We start from the raw sequence: 14058 nt of genomic DNA on the forward strand, positions 1-14058 counted from the left end.
CTCGCGCTCCGGGACCGTCCGGTTGGCCACATGCGGCCGGGGGGTCACGCTGAAGCCTAGCCGGATTGATTGATATCACTATTAATGGTGACGCTTGCGGCCACGCAGGGGCACCACGACACGGAGAAACCATGCACTTTGTCTTCATGGGCGTCTCGGGTAGCGGCAAGACCACCGTCGCCGAACGTGTGGCCGAGCAGCTGGGGCTGCCCTTCGCCGAGGCCGACGAGTTCCACCCGCGGGCCAACATCGACAAGATGGAGGCGGGCGTCCCGCTGACCGACGGGGACCGCTGGCCGTGGCTCCACGAGCTGGCCCGCTGGATCGGCGAGCACGAGGCCGCCGGCGAGTCCACGGTCATGGCCTGTTCGGCGCTCAGGCACAGCTACCGCGACGTCCTGCGCGAGGCCGCCCCGGGGGTGCGCTTCCTGCACATGCACGGCTCCGCCGAGGTGATCTGGCAGCGGATCGAGGCACGTCGGGACCACTTCATGCCGCCCGCGCTCCTGGAGTCGCAGCTCGACACCCTCGAACGGCTGAAGGCGGACGAGCCCGGCCTCGAACTCGACGTCAGGGACGACGTGGAGTCCCTCGTCGGGCAGGCGCTGGAGTACGCGGGACCGCTGCTGCGTCCGGCGAAGGCGCCGGCCGTCGGGGACTGAGGGGAGCGGCGGCGGGCCACGGTCGCGTCACCGTCGGGTCTCAACTTCCGTGCACGGTCCCGCGGGTGCCTTGCGCGGTTCCTCCCGGAACGCGACCCTGTTCGGCATGTCGAATTCCGTTTCGTCCCCCGTGTCCCCCGCCTCACGGATCCTCGGCACCGCACGGGCCTCCGCCGCGGGCCTCCTCGCGGAGCGCCACCCCGGCGTGCGGCCTCCGCGTGACGTGCGCCAGACCTGCGTCCTGATGCTGGTCGCCGTCCCCGCCTACGGTCTGCTGGCCTACCTGGCGGGCGACCGGATGCTCTCGGGCGCGCACGAGGACGCCGTCGGCGGCCTGCGCGCCCTGATGGTCGCCGCCGCGCTCGTGGGTGTGGTCCTGGCCGCCCTGGCCGTCCCGGTGCGCCGCGGCGGCAACGCCCTGTGGCGCGGCGCCCAGTGCGGCGCCGTGGCCGGGCTGGGGGTCGCCCCGGCCGGTCTGTACGCGGCCGCGCGGCTGGTGGACACGCCGCTGCTGCTGGCCGCGGTCCTGGTGGCGGTCGCCGCCATCGTCGTCAACATCGCGCTGTGGAGCACCGGGGTCCACCGCTGGTGCGACCCCAGACGGTCCTGAGCCCGGCGGCGGCTCCGGCGTCCCGAGGCCGCTCCGGCCCCGGCGACACGCCCCGCCGCCCGTCGGCGGAGCGGCCGGGAGCCCCGCGTCCCCACCGCCCGCGTGCCGGAACAGAGGAGGGGCCGACGGCGCGCCGTCGGCCCCTCCTTCGCTAGACAGTGTTTTTTGGGACCTCCGCTTCGCTTCGGCCCGTGTCCGGGCGCCCGAAGCACGGGAACCTTCGGTGTCTCCGGCGGGTTCGCTCGTTCCTCACGAACCCGCCTCCACCACCTCCAGAACCCCGTGGGCGCCCGAACCAACCCCCCCACAAGCTGAGGCCGGTTCAAAAAACAGACCCTAGTCCTCGTCGTCCTCGCCGTCGGCGGCCGCGTGCAGCCGCGCCAGGTGGTCGCTGTCGTCCTCCCCGTGGCGTCCCAGGTAGATCTCCCTGGCCTCGTCCGCGATGTCGGCCGACTCGTCCTCGAAACCGTAGTCGGTCAGGTCGTCCAACAGGTCCAGCGCCCGGTGCAGGGCGTCGCCGTCGTCGGGGGACTGGGCGGACTCCTGCGGGAGGTGGTCCACGACCCTGGCGAGGACGGCGGCACGCGCCTCGTCCACTGCGCTCTCGGATCCGGCCGCGGCGGTCAGCCGGATCCTGGTGATGGGATCCTCGTCGGCCACCAGCATCAGCTGTTCGGCCAGCCAGGAGGCCTCCTGGCCCTCGAGGAACGCGGTCAGAGCCGCGTCGTCAAGCGGTGTGGTCATTCGCAGATCATAGGCCCGCCCGGAGTCTCCACCGACACCGGAGCCCGGGCCACGGGGGCGGATCCGCGGGCCCGAAAAACACGCCCTTTCATCCGATCATCGGATACCAGGTGACAGGAAAATGCTTTTCCCGAAGTTGCGGGGGTGTTGCTGTGAGGTTCCACGTGATAGTGCGTTCATCCGTTCGACAACTCGTATCCGAAAATGCGCCTATGGATCACGGCACAGATGGGAAACGGTTGTATTAATACCCAGCTGTCTACCTTCACAGCCGCTCTCGGAGCGGTCTAGGGTCCACTCAATCGTTCCAGGGCCTGCCGGGCCCCGCACTGAGGTGGACCATGTTCAGGAAGCCTTTCCGAAAGCCGCTGGCCCTCCTGGCCTCCGCGGCTGCGCTCACGCTGGTGGCCACGGCGTGCGCCGAGAGTAACCGCGAGGGCGAGGGGGCCGACGCGTCGGAACCCTTCGTCTTCGCCTCCGCGGGCGACATCAAAACCCTCGACCCCTTCCTCACCAGTGACGGCGAGACCTTCCGTTACAGCAGGCAGGTCTTCGAAACCCTTCTCGAACACGAATCGGGCGGGACCGAAATCGTCGGCGGACTCGCCGAGGAGTGGGAACAGTCCGAGGACGGCACCGTCTGGACCTTCCACCTGCGCGACGGAGTCCTGTTTCACGACGGCGACGAGTTCAACGCCGAGGCGGTCTGCGCCAACTTCGACCGCTGGCACAACCTCACCGGCGGTTTCCAGAGCTCGAACAACTCCTATTACTGGCAGTCGATCTTCGGCGGCTTCGCGGAGAACGAGAGCGAGGACCTCGCCGAGTCCCGGTACGTCTCCTGTGAGGCCACCGACGAGCTGACCGCGGTCATCACGATCGACGAGTACTCCTCCATCTTCCCCGGCGGGTTCAGCCTCGCCTCGTTCGGCATCATGAGCCCCAGCACGCTGGAGGCCATCGCCGACGCCGAGATCACCGGCGAGGAGGGCAACTTCACCCTCCCCGAGTACACCCAGACGGCCGGGACCGTCGCGGGCACCGGACCCTTCACCGTCCAGGAGTGGGACCACGACCAGGCCGAGGTGACCCTCCAGCGCTTCGACGACTACTGGGGCGACACCGCGGGCTTCGAGACGATGATCCTGCGCGCGATCCCGGACGAGACCGCCCGCCGCCAGGCCCTGGAGGCGGGTGACATCCACGGCTACGACCTGGTCGCCCCCGCCGACGTCGCCCCCCTGTCCGAGGCCGGGTTCCAGGTGCCCACCCGCGGCGTCTTCAACGTCATGTACATGGCCTACCAGCAGGAGGCCAGCGAGGCGCTCGCTGACCTGGAGGTGCGCCAGGCCCTCGCCCACGCCGTGGACCGCCAGCGCATCGTCGACACGATCCTGCCCGAGGGTGGCGAGGTCGCGACCCAGTTCCACCCCGACACCCTCGACGGCTGGTCCCCGGACGTGCAGACCTACGAGTACGACCCCGACCTGGCCAGGGAGATGCTGGCGGACGCCGGGCAGGAGGACCTGACCCTGGAGTTCTGCTACCCGACCGACGTCACCCGCCCCTACATGCCCGCGCCGCGCGACATCTTCGACGTCATCGCCGCTGACCTGGAGGCGGTCGGCGTCACCGTGGAGCCGGTCACCTACGAGTGGACCGAGTACGTCCCGCGCACCAACTCCGGCGAGTGCCCGCTGTACCTGCTCGGCTGGACGGGCGACTACAACGACGCCTACAACTTCATCGGCACCTGGTTCTCCGGGTACAACAGCGAGTTCGGCTTCCGTGACGAGGACCTGTTCGAGGCCATGGAGGAGGCGAGCACCAACCCGAACCAGGAGGAGCGTGTCGCCGCCTACCAGGAGCTGAACAACCAGATCATGGACATCCTGCCGGGGCTGCCCATCTCCAGCTCCCCGCCGTCCATCGCCTTCGCCGAGAGCGTCAACCCGCCCAACGTCAGCCCGCTGACCCAGGAGAACTTCGCCGAGGCCTCCTGGAAGTAGCCCGAAGCAGTCCGGCCGACCTCCCCGCGGGGAGGGGGAAGGGGCCCGACCGGCCACCGGTCGGGCCCGCCCACTGCCCGGGGCCGCGGTCCACGGTCCGTCCGGGACCGCGCGCCCCGCGCCGCGGCACCACCCGGCAGGGCGCGCCGCCCGCGCGCCGCCCGGGCTCCTGACCAACCACCCGCTCGAACTCCCGCCGCGATCCGGCGGGGACGCTTCGCGTCCATCGTTCCCACCACTGGCGAAAGGCGGCGAAGGTGCTGCGATTCATCGTCAGGCGTCTCCTCCAGCTGATCCCGACACTGGGCGGCCTGTCGATCCTGCTGTTCGTCTGGCTGCAACGGCTGCCGGGCGGACCGGAGTACGCCCTCCTCCCCGACGACGCGACGGCCGAACAGCGTGCCGCGCTGCGTCGTTCCCTCGGCCTGGACGAACCGATCACGGTTCAGTACCTGGCCTTCCTGCGCCGTATCCTCCAGGGCGACCTCGGGACCTCGCTCTCCACCGGGCGGCCGGTCACCGAGGAGTTCCTCACCCGCTTCCCGGCCACGTTCGAACTGTCGCTCACCGCGATACTGATCGCGGTCGCCGTCGGCGTCCCCCTCGGCTACCTCGCCGCGCGCAGACGCGGCTCCGTGCTGGACTTCGCGGCCGTGGGCGGATCCCTCCTGGGCATCTGCACGCCGGTGTTCTTCCTCGCCTTCATCCTGAAGGTGGTCTTCGCCGAGCAGCTCGGGATGTTCCCCTCCGCCTTCAGGCTCTCCCCGGGACTGTCCCGCACCGACCTCACCGGGTTCGTCGTCCTCGACGGCCTGCGGACCGGGGAGTTCGACGTGGTGTGGGACGCCCTGCTCCACCTCGTGCTGCCCGGGGTCGCGCTGGCCTCGATCCCGCTCGCCGTGATCGTCCGGATGACCCGCGCCAGCGTCCTGGAGGTGGTCGGCGAGGACTACGTGCGCACCGCCAACGCCAAGGGGCTGCACCGCAACACCGTGCGCACCCGCCACGTGATGCGCAACGCCATGCTCCCCGTGGTCACCTCCGTCGGACTGCTCACCGGAAGCCTGTTCGCCGGGGCGGTGCTCACCGAGAGCGTCTTCGCCTTCCCCGGCATCGGCTCGTTCGTCTACGCCGCCACGCAGGGGCGCGACTACCCGGTCCTCACCGGGTTCATCCTGCTCATCGCGACCATGTACGTGTTCATCAACCTGTTGGTGGACATCTCCTACAGCCTCCTCGACCCGAGAGTGCGGGCCCAGTGATGCCGACGACACCGAGCTCCCAGAACAGGTCCGAGCCCGTGGACGCCCCGGAGCCCGAGGGCACCGCGGCCCAGCGCACGCCCCTCCTGGGACGCAAGGCGGCCAGGGTCGACCGGCTGGCCGAACTCATGGGCCAGCACGAGCAGGGCGAGCACGGCTCGGGGATCTGGCGCACCGCGTTCGAACGCATGCGCCGCAGCCCCATGGCCATCACCGGCGCCGTGATCGTCGTGGTGTTCGTCGCCGTGGCGCTGTTCTCACCGCTCATCGCGCCCTACGACCCCGTCTCCCAGAGCTGGGGCGACGAGGTCTTCCCCAACCGCAACGTGTTCGTCGGCCCGCGCGCCGAGAACTGGCTGGGCCTGGACAACCTCGGCCGCGACCAGTTCTCCCGCATGGTGATCGGCGCCCGCCAGACCCTCCTGGTCGGCGTGGTCGCCACCCTGGTCGGCTTCGGCGTCGGCGCGGTGCTCGGCGGCGCGGCCGGGGCCGCCGCGGTCCTCGGCGGCCGTTGGGGGCGTCAGGTCGACAACGCCGTCATGCGCGTCATCGACATGATGCTGGCGCTGCCCACCCTGCTGCTCGCGGTCACCATCGCCGCTCTGGTCGGCCCCAGCCTGACCACGGTCATGTTCGCGGTCGGCGTGGCGCAGATCCCCATCTTCGCCCGCCTCCTGCGCGGCGCGATGCTCTCCCAGGGCAACCGCGACTACGTGCTGGCCGCCCGCGCGCTGGGCGTGCGCAAGCACAAGATCGCACTCGTGCACATCCTGCCGAACTCGCTCGGCCCGGTGATCGTGCAGTCCACGCTCACCCTGGCCACCGCCATCATCGACGCGGCGGCCCTGTCCTACCTGGGCCTGGGCAACCCGGACCCGGCCTTCCCCGAATGGGGGACCATGCTCGCCGACGCCCAGCGGTTCCTGTCCAGCGCGCCGCAGCTGGCCGTGTACCCGGCGCTGGCCATCATCGTCACCGCCCTGGGCTTCACCCTGCTGGGTGAGGCGATGCGGGAGGCGCTCGACCCCAAGCTGAGGAAGTGACATGAGTTCCAGCACGCCGCTGCTGGCGGTGGACGAGCTGTCCGTGGTGTTCGACGGACGCGGCTCCGACGAGGTGCGGGCCGTGGACGGGGTGTCCTTCACCCTGGAGGAGGGTCGGGTGACCGGCCTGGTCGGAGAGTCCGGCTGCGGCAAGAGCGTCACCTCGCTCGCCCTCATGGGCCTGCTCCCCGACCGGGGGGTGAAGGTCGGCGGCAGCGCCGTCATGCAGCTGTCCGACGGCCCCGTCGACCTGCTGAAACTGCCGCAGAAACGGATGCGCGACCTGCGCGGCTCCCAGCTGGCGATGATCTTCCAGGACCCGCTCAGCTCCCTCAACCCCGTGGTGCCCATCGGCCGCCAGGTCACCGAGATCCTGCGCCGCCACCGCGGACTGCGCGGTTCGGCCGCGGAGAAGGAGGCCGCCGACCTGCTGGACCGGGTGGGCATCCCCGACCCCGGACGGCGGCTGCGCGAGTACCCGCACCAGCTGTCGGGCGGCATGCGCCAGCGCGCGCTCATCGCCATGGCGGTGGCCTGCCGTCCCCGCGTGATGATCGCCGACGAGCCCACCACCGCCTTGGACGTCACCATCCAGGCGCAGATCCTGGAGCTGCTCCGGGACCTGGTCACCGAGGAGGGCACCGCCCTGCTGATGATCACGCACGACCTGGGCGTGGTCGCCGGGCTGTGCGACGACATCAACGTCCTGTACGCGGGACGGGCGGTGGAGACGGCGCCGCGCGCGCCGCTGTTCGCCGACCCCACCCACCCCTACACGGTCGGCCTGCTGGGCTCCATCCCCCGGCTGGACGCCCCTCGCGGGGAGCGGCTCACCCCCATCCGGGGTTCGGTCAACGACAACATCGCCTGGACGCAGGGGTGCGCGTTCGCGCCCCGCTGCGACCACTACACGATGGAGTGCCTCCAGGGGCCTCCGGAGCTCGTGGCGGTGGGTGCCGCGGCGGGCGTGGAGGGTGGCGGCCGCTCCGGGGAGAACCCCGCGGCCGCACACGTGCACCGGTGCGTGAACCCCGTCCGGGACGCGGACGCGGCCGACCGGCCCGCGCTGGACGGCCCGGACGGTCCGGACGGCGACGACGAGGAGGAGCGCGGATGAGCCTGCTGCGGATCAACGACCTCAAGGTGCACTTCCCCATCAGGAGGGGGGTGCTCTTCGACCGCACCATCGGTCACGTGCGCGCGGTCGACGGCGTCAGCCTGGAGATCGAGAGCGGCCAGACCTACGGCCTGGTGGGTGAGTCCGGCTGCGGCAAGACCACCCTGGGCCGCGCGGTGCTGCGGCTGGTGGACGTCACCGAGGGCGAGGTGCTCTTCGGCGGACAGGACCTGGCGGGTCTGGACGAGGAGTCGATGCGCCGCCAGCGCAAGAACCTCCAGATGGTGTTCCAGGACCCGCTGGGCAGTCTCAACCCCCGGCAGAACATCGGTTCCATCCTGCTGGAGGGCTTGCAGACCCACGGGATCGGCGGCCCCGCGCCGGGGGAGGGGCCCTCCGGCGGCAGGGAGCGCCGCGCCCTGGTCCTGGAGGACCAGCGCAGGCGCGTGGTCGACGCCCTGGAGAGGGTGGGCCTGTCGGCGAAGGCGCTCACCCGCTACCCGCACGAGTTCTCCGGCGGCCAGCGCCAGCGCATCGGCATCGCCCGCGCGCTGGTGCTGGAGCCCGACCTCATCATCTGCGACGAGCCGGTGTCGGCGCTGGACGTGTCGATCCAGGCGCAGGTGCTCAACCTGCTGGAGAGCCTCCAGAAGGAGCTGGGACTGACCTACCTGGTGATCGCGCACGACCTGGCGGTGGTCCGCCACGTCAGCGACGTGGTCGGGGTGATGTACCTGGGCGGCCTGGTGGAGGAGGCCTCCAGCGACGACCTGTACGAGACGCCGATGCACCCGTACACGCGCTCGCTCATGTCGGCGGTGCCGGTCCCCGACCCCGAGGTGGAGGACAGCCGCGAGCGCATCCTGCTGGCGGGCGACCTGCCCTCGCCCGCCGACCCGCCCAAGGGCTGCCGCTTCCACACCCGCTGCCCGTGGCGGCAGGAGGAGCGGTGCGACACCGAGCGGCCAGAGCTGCGCCCCGTCGGGAACGCCGCCGAGGGCGGTACCCACCGGGTGGCCTGCCACTACGCGGAGCAGATCCTCTCGGGTGAGATCCGCCCCAGGGAGGGGATGGCCGAGCGCATCGTGCACGGCACCGGTTGAGCCGACCGGCGGCGGGCGGTCATCCGGGATCCGGGTGGCCGCCCGCCGTGCCGTGCGGGGTCACCGTGCGGAGGCCCGTGCGTTGGCGTCCTCCCGGGCCGCGACGTCGGCCAGCATCCGGTTGCGGCCGTAGCGCTGCCACAGGTAGGCGGCCAGGAGCAGGGCGAGCCCGTACAGCCCCCAGGGCAGGGGCGCCAGACCCAGGACGAGGAGGGAGACGGGCATGAGCACCAGGCCCGCCATCCAGCCCCTGAACCCCTGGAAACCGCTCAGGTAGCTCCGCACGTTCGCGGGGACGGCCAGGATCCTGGCCAGGTGCCAGGAGGGCAGGGCGACCAGGACCAGGGTGAACACGGCGCCGAAGATCCGCGCTGAGGCCTCCTCATGCGTCGCCAGCGCCCCCGTCAACAGGCAGAACGGTGTGACGACGGTGGCGTAGTGGTTCACCCGCAGCCCGATGCGCAGGATCCCCGCGTACATGATCCGGGAGGCGCCCTGGGCGCGCGGGTTGAGCGCCATCAGCAGCGCGCCGTGGTCCGCCGCGCCGCGCAGCCTGCCCCGCATCGCGCTGAGCGCGCTCAGGCCCCGGACCGCGTCCTCGTACTGGGGGTCCAGCTCCAGGGCCCGCCGGTAGGCCGTCTCCGCGTGTTCCAGCAGCTGGAGCGAGCGGTACACGTCCCCCGCCTGGCTGTGCGTGGACACCCTGTCCGGATCCAGCGTGGCCGCCCGGTTCAGCGCATCGTGGACGGTGTTGAGCGACTGCGGGTTGCGCATGCCGATGGACAGGTGCAGACGGGCCAGGGCCTTGGCCGCCAGCAGGTGGTGGACGCCCTCGTCGGGCTTCCTGGCCACCAGGTCGTTGAAGACGCGCAGGGCCTCGTTGGTGTGCCCGCCCAGCAGCAGGGACTGGCCCAGCACGTTGAGGGCCGTGGTGTCCCCCGGATCGAGCCGCAGGCACTGGCTCGCGTCCCCGTGCGCCTCCGGAAAACGGTGCAGCTCCAGGTGGCAGACGGCCCTGAGCCGCCAGGCGGCCGCGCTGTCGGGGTACTCGCCCAGCAAGCGACCGGCCTCGGCCGCCCCCTCCTCGCACCGTCCGGTCTGCAACAGCATGTGGATCCGTTGCAGCGACTCGGCGACCTCCTCCGTCACCGCCGGGATCCGCCGTGCCCGCGCAGGTACTCGGCCAGCTCCTGGTAGCTGTTGTCCTTGTTGGCGAAGGCCACGGCTGCGCGGGCGCCCTCGAACCAGTCGCCGGTCGAGGGGCGCACCTCCGCCAGCGCGTGTTCGAAGTCCGCCATGCCGATGGGGCGGACCCGGCCCAGCCGGGAGGAGTCCAGCAGCGCGCGCTCGGCGGCGCTGTCGCACAGGTGGGACAGGTCGGCGCCGGACAGGCCCTCGGTGCGGCGGGCCAGCGTGGTGACGTTCAGCCCCTCGGTGGGGCGCTCGGTGAGGCCCGCGGTGAGGATGGCGGCGCGGGCGGGCTCGTCCGGCGGGGGCACGAACAGCATGCGGTCCAGGCGGCCCGGGCGGCGCAGGGCCGGGTCGATGTCCCAGGGGTGGTTGGTGGCCGCCAGCAGGAACACGCCCTCGTTGTTCTCGGAGACCGAGTCCAGCTCCGTGAGCAGCTGGGTGACGACGTTGCGCAGGTAGGGGCCGACCTTGTTGCGGCGTCCGCCGATGGCGTCGAGCTCGTCCAGGAAGACGACGCACGGGCTGTACTCGCGGGCGCGCTGGAACAGCGCCTTGATGTTGCGCTCGCTGTTGCCCATGTAGCGGTCCAGGACGTCGGCGAGGGAGACGGTGAGGAAGTCCGCGCCCATCTCACCGGCCACGCCCCGGGCGAGGAAGGTCTTGCCGCAGCCGGGAGGTCCGTACAACAGCAGGCCGCCGCGCAGGCTCTTGCCGAAGGCCCTGCGCAGTTCGGCGTTGCGCATGGGCGCCAGGAAGGCCGCCTCCAGCCGGTCCTTGACGGTCCGCATGCCCGCGACGTCGGCCAGGGTCGTGCGCGAGGAGGTGAACTCGTAGTCGTCGGGCCGCAGGGGGCCGCCGTCGTCGTAGGAGGGCCCCGGCTGCTCCCTGCGCTCGGCGGACGGGGGCGCCGGACGGTCGGAGGGCTCCTCCGGCGCGGGCGGGGGAGCGGAGCCCGCCGGGTCCGGGACCCGGGGCGGAGCGGGGGAGTCCGAGGCGGGGGGTGACGGGACCGTCGGGGTCGCCGCGGTCGTTCCGGACGAGGGCGCCGGGGACGCGGGGGCGGCCGGGGCGGCTGGCGCGGCAGAGGGTGCGGGGGGCGCCTCGGACGGAGACGCCTGAGGTGCCTGAGGTGCCGGGGGAGGCGACGCGGAGGCGGCCGCGGGCTGCTGACCGGGGTTCAGCGCCCGCGCCATCAGCTGCCGGGCCCGCTCCGAACCGGGATCCTGCTGTAGGGCGGTGGCCAGGTGGGGAATGGCCGTCTGGACGTCTCCGGCGTCCAGCAGCAGTCCGCCCAGGTGCAGACGCAGGACCGCGTCGTCGGGGGCCGCCGTCACGGCGGAGGTCATGCTGGCGATCAACAGGGGGTCTGGGGAGGACAATCCTCGCTCCTTCGTGGTCACGGGACGTCACTGATCCTCGCGGTGGGAATTGTAGCCACGATGGCAGAGAACCCTTGTTTCGCCCTGACCGGAACAGGGAACCCCTCGCGTCCCTGTGCCTCCGGACATGACACCTGTCATCGCGAAACCGCGTGATCCTCACGGCCGACGGATGACAGCGGCCTCTTCACGCCGCGCCCCCGCTCCCGGCAGGCTGGGCTGGACCCGGGCCTCCCGTCGGTTCCGGTCCCGGCCCCCGCGGGGGCGGTTCCACCCGGCTCCCCCCGGCGGGCGGCCCCCTCCGAACCCGTGACGACTCCTGATGGTGGTGCTCCGCCCGTGCTGTTGGCCCTCCTCCTGTTGCGCCGCGCGACCCTGGTCCTCCGGCGCCTGGCGGACCGGCTGCGGCTCGCCCACCTCGCCTCGGGAGCCACCGCCTGGCTGGCCTCCGACCACTGGCGGGACGACTGGCAGCTCACACCGATGGTCCTTGGCGCACTGGGCGCGGGCCTGGCGGCCGCCGCGGTCACCGTCGGCGCCTGGTACCTCCTGCGGGGCCCGGTGGGGGTCGCAGGGCGGCACCGGCCGCACGCGCCGGTGCCCGTGGCGGCGGCGGTCTTCTGCCTGACCCTCGGTTCCCTGACGGTGTGGACCCTGGCAGTCGGTGCCTGATCCGGTTCCCGGGGACATGGTCAGGTGCAGGTGAGGGGCGCTCCGTATTTTTGGCGATCTGTAATGCGATTATCGGTCTTTGTATGGGGGAGCCAAGGTAGATTGGCTCACTGTCTGCACGTGAGCCCGATCAGTCACACGGGCATCCCTCATCACAGGAGTCCCCCTTGTCCCCCAACCCCGGTGCGGGCGCGTTCGGCGCCCGGCTGTTCCTCGGTGCCGCCCTGGTCGCGGGCACCGTTCTCGGCGGCGCCTCCGCGGCGTTCGCCGCTTCCCCCGCCAGCGCTCCCGGAGACAACGGGACCGTGAAGATCCACGACCCGTCCACCTCCGAGCAGGACAACCGCAACGAGCCCAAGGTCTGCGACTTCCAGATCGTCGCCGACAACTTCGACGCGGTCCAGGAGGTGTCCTGGGAGATCCTGGCCAAGGCCGGGAACGGCGGCTGGAAGGACGTCGTGCTGGAGGGCACCCTCGTCCTCGACGGCGAGGGCTCGGGCAGCACCGAGACCCTCGAACTCGACGACGGACACTACAAGCTCGACTGGACCTTCGAGGGTCAGCGCGGCAACGACGCCAAACACAAGGTCTTCAAGGTCGACTGCGGGGACTCCCCCGAGGAGCCGGGGCCGACCACCCCCGAGGAGACCCCTGACGAGGAGCCCTCCGCGCCTCCGGCCGAGGAGGAGACCCCGGACGAGTCCCCCGCCCCGACCGACCCCGTCGAGCCCACCGCTCCCGAGGAGACCGAGGACCCGACCGCTCCCGCCGACCCGGCTGACCCGACCGCGCCCGAGGGCACGGAGCCTGAGGCCGACGAGGGCAACGCCCCGGACGGTGCCGAGCCGTCCCTGCCCGTCACCGGCTCGGCCCTGACCGCTCTGGTGGCCGCCGGAGCCGTCGCCGTCGCCGGCGGTGGCTCGGCCGTCTACTTCGCCCGCCGCAGGAAGAACGCCGACGCGCAGGAGTAGGACCGCAGGACCGCAGGACCGCAGGACCGTGAGGGGGGTGGCCGCGACCGCGGCCACCCCCTTCCGCTGTCTTCACCCGCTCCGCCCGCAGGGCCGCACGGACCCGGGCCGCCGCGGCCTGACCCGGGGACGGCCCCGGCGGCTCCCCGAGATGGCACGGCTATCGTGGGGCACCCGCCATCCGCCGGGACGGAGAACCCGCGCACTCCCGGCGTTCCGACGGAAGGAGCCCCCTTGCCACCGTTCCTCGCGGACGCCGCTTCCGACAGCACCGAACCCCTGACCGGCTGGACCATGGTCCTGGTCCTGGCGGTCCTGGCGGTCGCCCCGGCAATCCTGATCGCTTCGGGCTGTCTGGGTGCTCGGGGTCTGCTCCGCCCCAACCTGGTGTTCGGCATCCGCACGGCGTACACCCTCTCCGACGACGACGCCTGGTACACCGTGCACTCCCTGTCCGCGCCCTGGACGATCGCCTCGGGGGCGGTCATGGCACTGTCCGTCGTCCTGCCCCCCTTCTTCACAGACGACGTCCGTCTCCAGACGGCCGTGATGCTGGCGCCGGTGGGCGCGGGCCTGGTGCTGCTGTGCCTGGGCGTGCGGCGCGCGGAACGGGCCGCACGGACCCGGGCCGCCCGCGACACCGACGCCCGCTGAAGGGAGCGGAGGCGGACACCGCGCGGCGGCTGTGCGGTCGCTCACACGGGGGCCCGGAGCGCCAGGTGGGGCGGTCCCGTGCGCGACGGGCGGCGAGACCATCCGCCGGAACCGGGAGAGGGCGCCCCCGGCGGGCAGGATGCTGGCATGAGACCTTCGCTGGACACCGTCCCCGGCACCGGGGCGTTCCTGTACGACCGGGACTGCGGGTTCTGTAAGCGCTCGGTGACCTTCGCCCGCGACCGGCTGCACGCCCGCAGCCGGTTCGTGGCCTGGCAGGACTTCGACCTGGACTCGGCGGGGCTGACGCCGGAGCAGACCGACGCCAGCGCCTGGTTCGTGTACGCGGACGGACGCCGCTTCTCCGGGGGCGACGCCGTCGCCGAACTCCTGCTGCACGGGCGCCCGCTCACCCGGCCGCTGGGCCGCCTGGCGCGCCTTCCGCTGCTGCGCGCGCTCAACCGGGCCTCCTACCGCTGGGTGGCCGCCAACCGCCACCGCATCCCCGTCCCCGGAGGAGCGCCCTCCTGCGGCCTCGATCCCGAGGATCCCCGTCCCGGGGGCGGATGACCCGGCGCCCCGTAACCGGTGGCCGGTCGGCGGACACCGGTGCGCCGACCGCGCGTCCGACCGGCCGGGGG

General features: G+C 72.0%; 14 protein-coding genes. 11 read left to right on the forward strand and 3 right to left on the reverse strand.

Annotation, left to right across the window (positions count from 1 at the left end; all coding sequences use genetic code 11):
• Positions 1 to 131: 131 nt before the first annotated feature.
• A complete protein-coding gene (locus FYW99_RS12210) occupies positions 132 to 662 on the forward strand; it encodes a gluconokinase (RefSeq protein WP_150252105.1) in 531 nt (176 codons plus the stop codon).
• Positions 663 to 768: 106 nt separating this feature from the next.
• Positions 769 to 1272 (forward strand): hypothetical protein, encoded by a 504-nt coding sequence (locus tag FYW99_RS12215; protein WP_223838940.1) that lies wholly within the window; start codon positions 769 to 771, stop codon positions 1270 to 1272.
• A gap of 336 nt (positions 1273 to 1608) precedes the next feature.
• On the opposite strand, the gene FYW99_RS12220 is transcribed toward FYW99_RS12215, so the two are convergent.
• On the reverse strand, positions 1609 to 2016 hold the full coding sequence (locus tag FYW99_RS12220) for a hypothetical protein (RefSeq protein ID WP_150252106.1): 408 nt from the start codon (positions 2014 to 2016) through the stop codon (positions 1609 to 1611).
• Positions 2017 to 2357: 341 nt separating this feature from the next.
• Here FYW99_RS12220 and FYW99_RS12225 point away from each other — a divergent pair, with 341 nt between their 5' ends.
• The 5 genes from FYW99_RS12225 to FYW99_RS12245 all read left to right on the forward strand — a co-directional run bounded on the left by FYW99_RS12225 (position 2358) and on the right by FYW99_RS12245 (position 8550).
• On the forward strand, positions 2358 to 4025 hold the full coding sequence (locus FYW99_RS12225) for an ABC transporter substrate-binding protein (RefSeq protein WP_150252108.1): 1668 nt from the start codon (positions 2358 to 2360) through the stop codon (positions 4023 to 4025).
• Between the two features lie 257 nt (positions 4026 to 4282).
• The gene (locus FYW99_RS12230; RefSeq protein ID WP_150252109.1) at positions 4283 to 5287 is read left to right on the forward strand and encodes an ABC transporter permease; all 1005 of its coding nucleotides are present in this window, start codon (positions 4283 to 4285) and stop codon (positions 5285 to 5287) included.
• Complete coding sequence (locus FYW99_RS12235; protein ID WP_150252111.1) at positions 5287 to 6330, forward strand: ABC transporter permease; 1044 nt, start codon at positions 5287 to 5289, stop codon at positions 6328 to 6330. The genes FYW99_RS12230 and FYW99_RS12235 overlap by 1 nt, the downstream gene beginning before the upstream one ends.
• A 1-nt stretch (position 6331) precedes the next feature.
• Positions 6332 to 7447, forward strand: a complete 1116-nt coding sequence (locus FYW99_RS12240) for an ABC transporter ATP-binding protein (protein ID WP_150252113.1) — start codon at positions 6332 to 6334, stop codon at positions 7445 to 7447.
• Entirely contained in the window at positions 7444 to 8550 is a 1107-nt protein-coding gene (locus tag FYW99_RS12245) for an ABC transporter ATP-binding protein (protein ID WP_150252115.1), read from the forward strand. Before FYW99_RS12240 ends, FYW99_RS12245 begins: the two co-directional genes overlap by 4 nt.
• Positions 8551 to 8610: 60 nt before the next feature.
• Here FYW99_RS12245 and FYW99_RS12250 read toward each other — a convergent pair whose 3' ends face one another.
• Entirely contained in the window at positions 8611 to 9699 is a 1089-nt protein-coding gene (locus FYW99_RS12250; protein ID WP_150252117.1) for a tetratricopeptide repeat protein, read from the reverse strand.
• A complete protein-coding gene (locus FYW99_RS12255) occupies positions 9696 to 11120 on the reverse strand; it encodes an AAA family ATPase (RefSeq protein WP_223838941.1) in 1425 nt (474 codons plus the stop codon). Before FYW99_RS12255 ends, FYW99_RS12250 begins: the two co-directional genes overlap by 4 nt.
• Before the next feature lie 339 nt (positions 11121 to 11459).
• Here FYW99_RS12255 and FYW99_RS12260 point away from each other — a divergent pair, with 339 nt between their 5' ends.
• From FYW99_RS12260 to FYW99_RS12275, 4 genes are all read left to right on the forward strand, one after another.
• Positions 11460 to 11792, forward strand: coding sequence for a hypothetical protein (locus FYW99_RS12260; RefSeq protein ID WP_150252119.1), 333 nt, complete (start codon positions 11460 to 11462; stop codon positions 11790 to 11792).
• Positions 11793 to 11959: 167 nt separating this feature from the next.
• Complete coding sequence (locus tag FYW99_RS12265; protein ID WP_150252121.1) at positions 11960 to 12763, forward strand: LPXTG cell wall anchor domain-containing protein; 804 nt, start codon at positions 11960 to 11962, stop codon at positions 12761 to 12763.
• Between the two features lie 234 nt (positions 12764 to 12997).
• Complete coding sequence (locus FYW99_RS12270) at positions 12998 to 13417, forward strand: SdpI family protein (RefSeq protein WP_150252123.1); 420 nt, start codon at positions 12998 to 13000, stop codon at positions 13415 to 13417.
• 147 nt (positions 13418 to 13564) lie between these two features.
• Entirely contained in the window at positions 13565 to 13987 is a 423-nt protein-coding gene (locus tag FYW99_RS12275; protein ID WP_150252124.1) for a thiol-disulfide oxidoreductase DCC family protein, read from the forward strand.
• Positions 13988 to 14058 lie beyond the last annotated feature (71 nt).

Source organism: Nocardiopsis deserti (assembly GCF_008638355.1).
GTDB lineage: Bacteria > Actinomycetota > Actinomycetes > Streptosporangiales > Streptosporangiaceae > Nocardiopsis > Nocardiopsis alborubida.

Excerpts from the sequence above, each read along its gene's own strand:
- FYW99_RS12215 (WP_223838940.1), top strand. The coding sequence starts at position 769 with ATGTCGAATTCCGTTTCGTCCCCCGTGTCCCCCGCCTCACGGATCCTC.
- FYW99_RS12235 (WP_150252111.1), top strand. The coding sequence starts at position 5,287 with ATGCCGACGACACCGAGCTCCCAGAACAGGTCCGAGCCCGTGGACGCC.
- FYW99_RS12210 (WP_150252105.1), top strand. The coding sequence starts at position 132 with ATGCACTTTGTCTTCATGGGCGTCTCGGGTAGCGGCAAGACCACCGTC.
- FYW99_RS12220 (WP_150252106.1), bottom strand. The coding sequence starts at position 2,016 with ATGACCACACCGCTTGACGACGCGGCTCTGACCGCGTTCCTCGAGGGC.
- FYW99_RS12245 (WP_150252115.1), top strand. The coding sequence starts at position 7,444 with ATGAGCCTGCTGCGGATCAACGACCTCAAGGTGCACTTCCCCATCAGG.
- FYW99_RS12225 (WP_150252108.1), top strand. The coding sequence starts at position 2,358 with ATGTTCAGGAAGCCTTTCCGAAAGCCGCTGGCCCTCCTGGCCTCCGCG.
- FYW99_RS12275 (WP_150252124.1), top strand. The coding sequence starts at position 13,565 with ATGAGACCTTCGCTGGACACCGTCCCCGGCACCGGGGCGTTCCTGTAC.
- FYW99_RS12240 (WP_150252113.1), top strand. The coding sequence starts at position 6,332 with ATGAGTTCCAGCACGCCGCTGCTGGCGGTGGACGAGCTGTCCGTGGTG.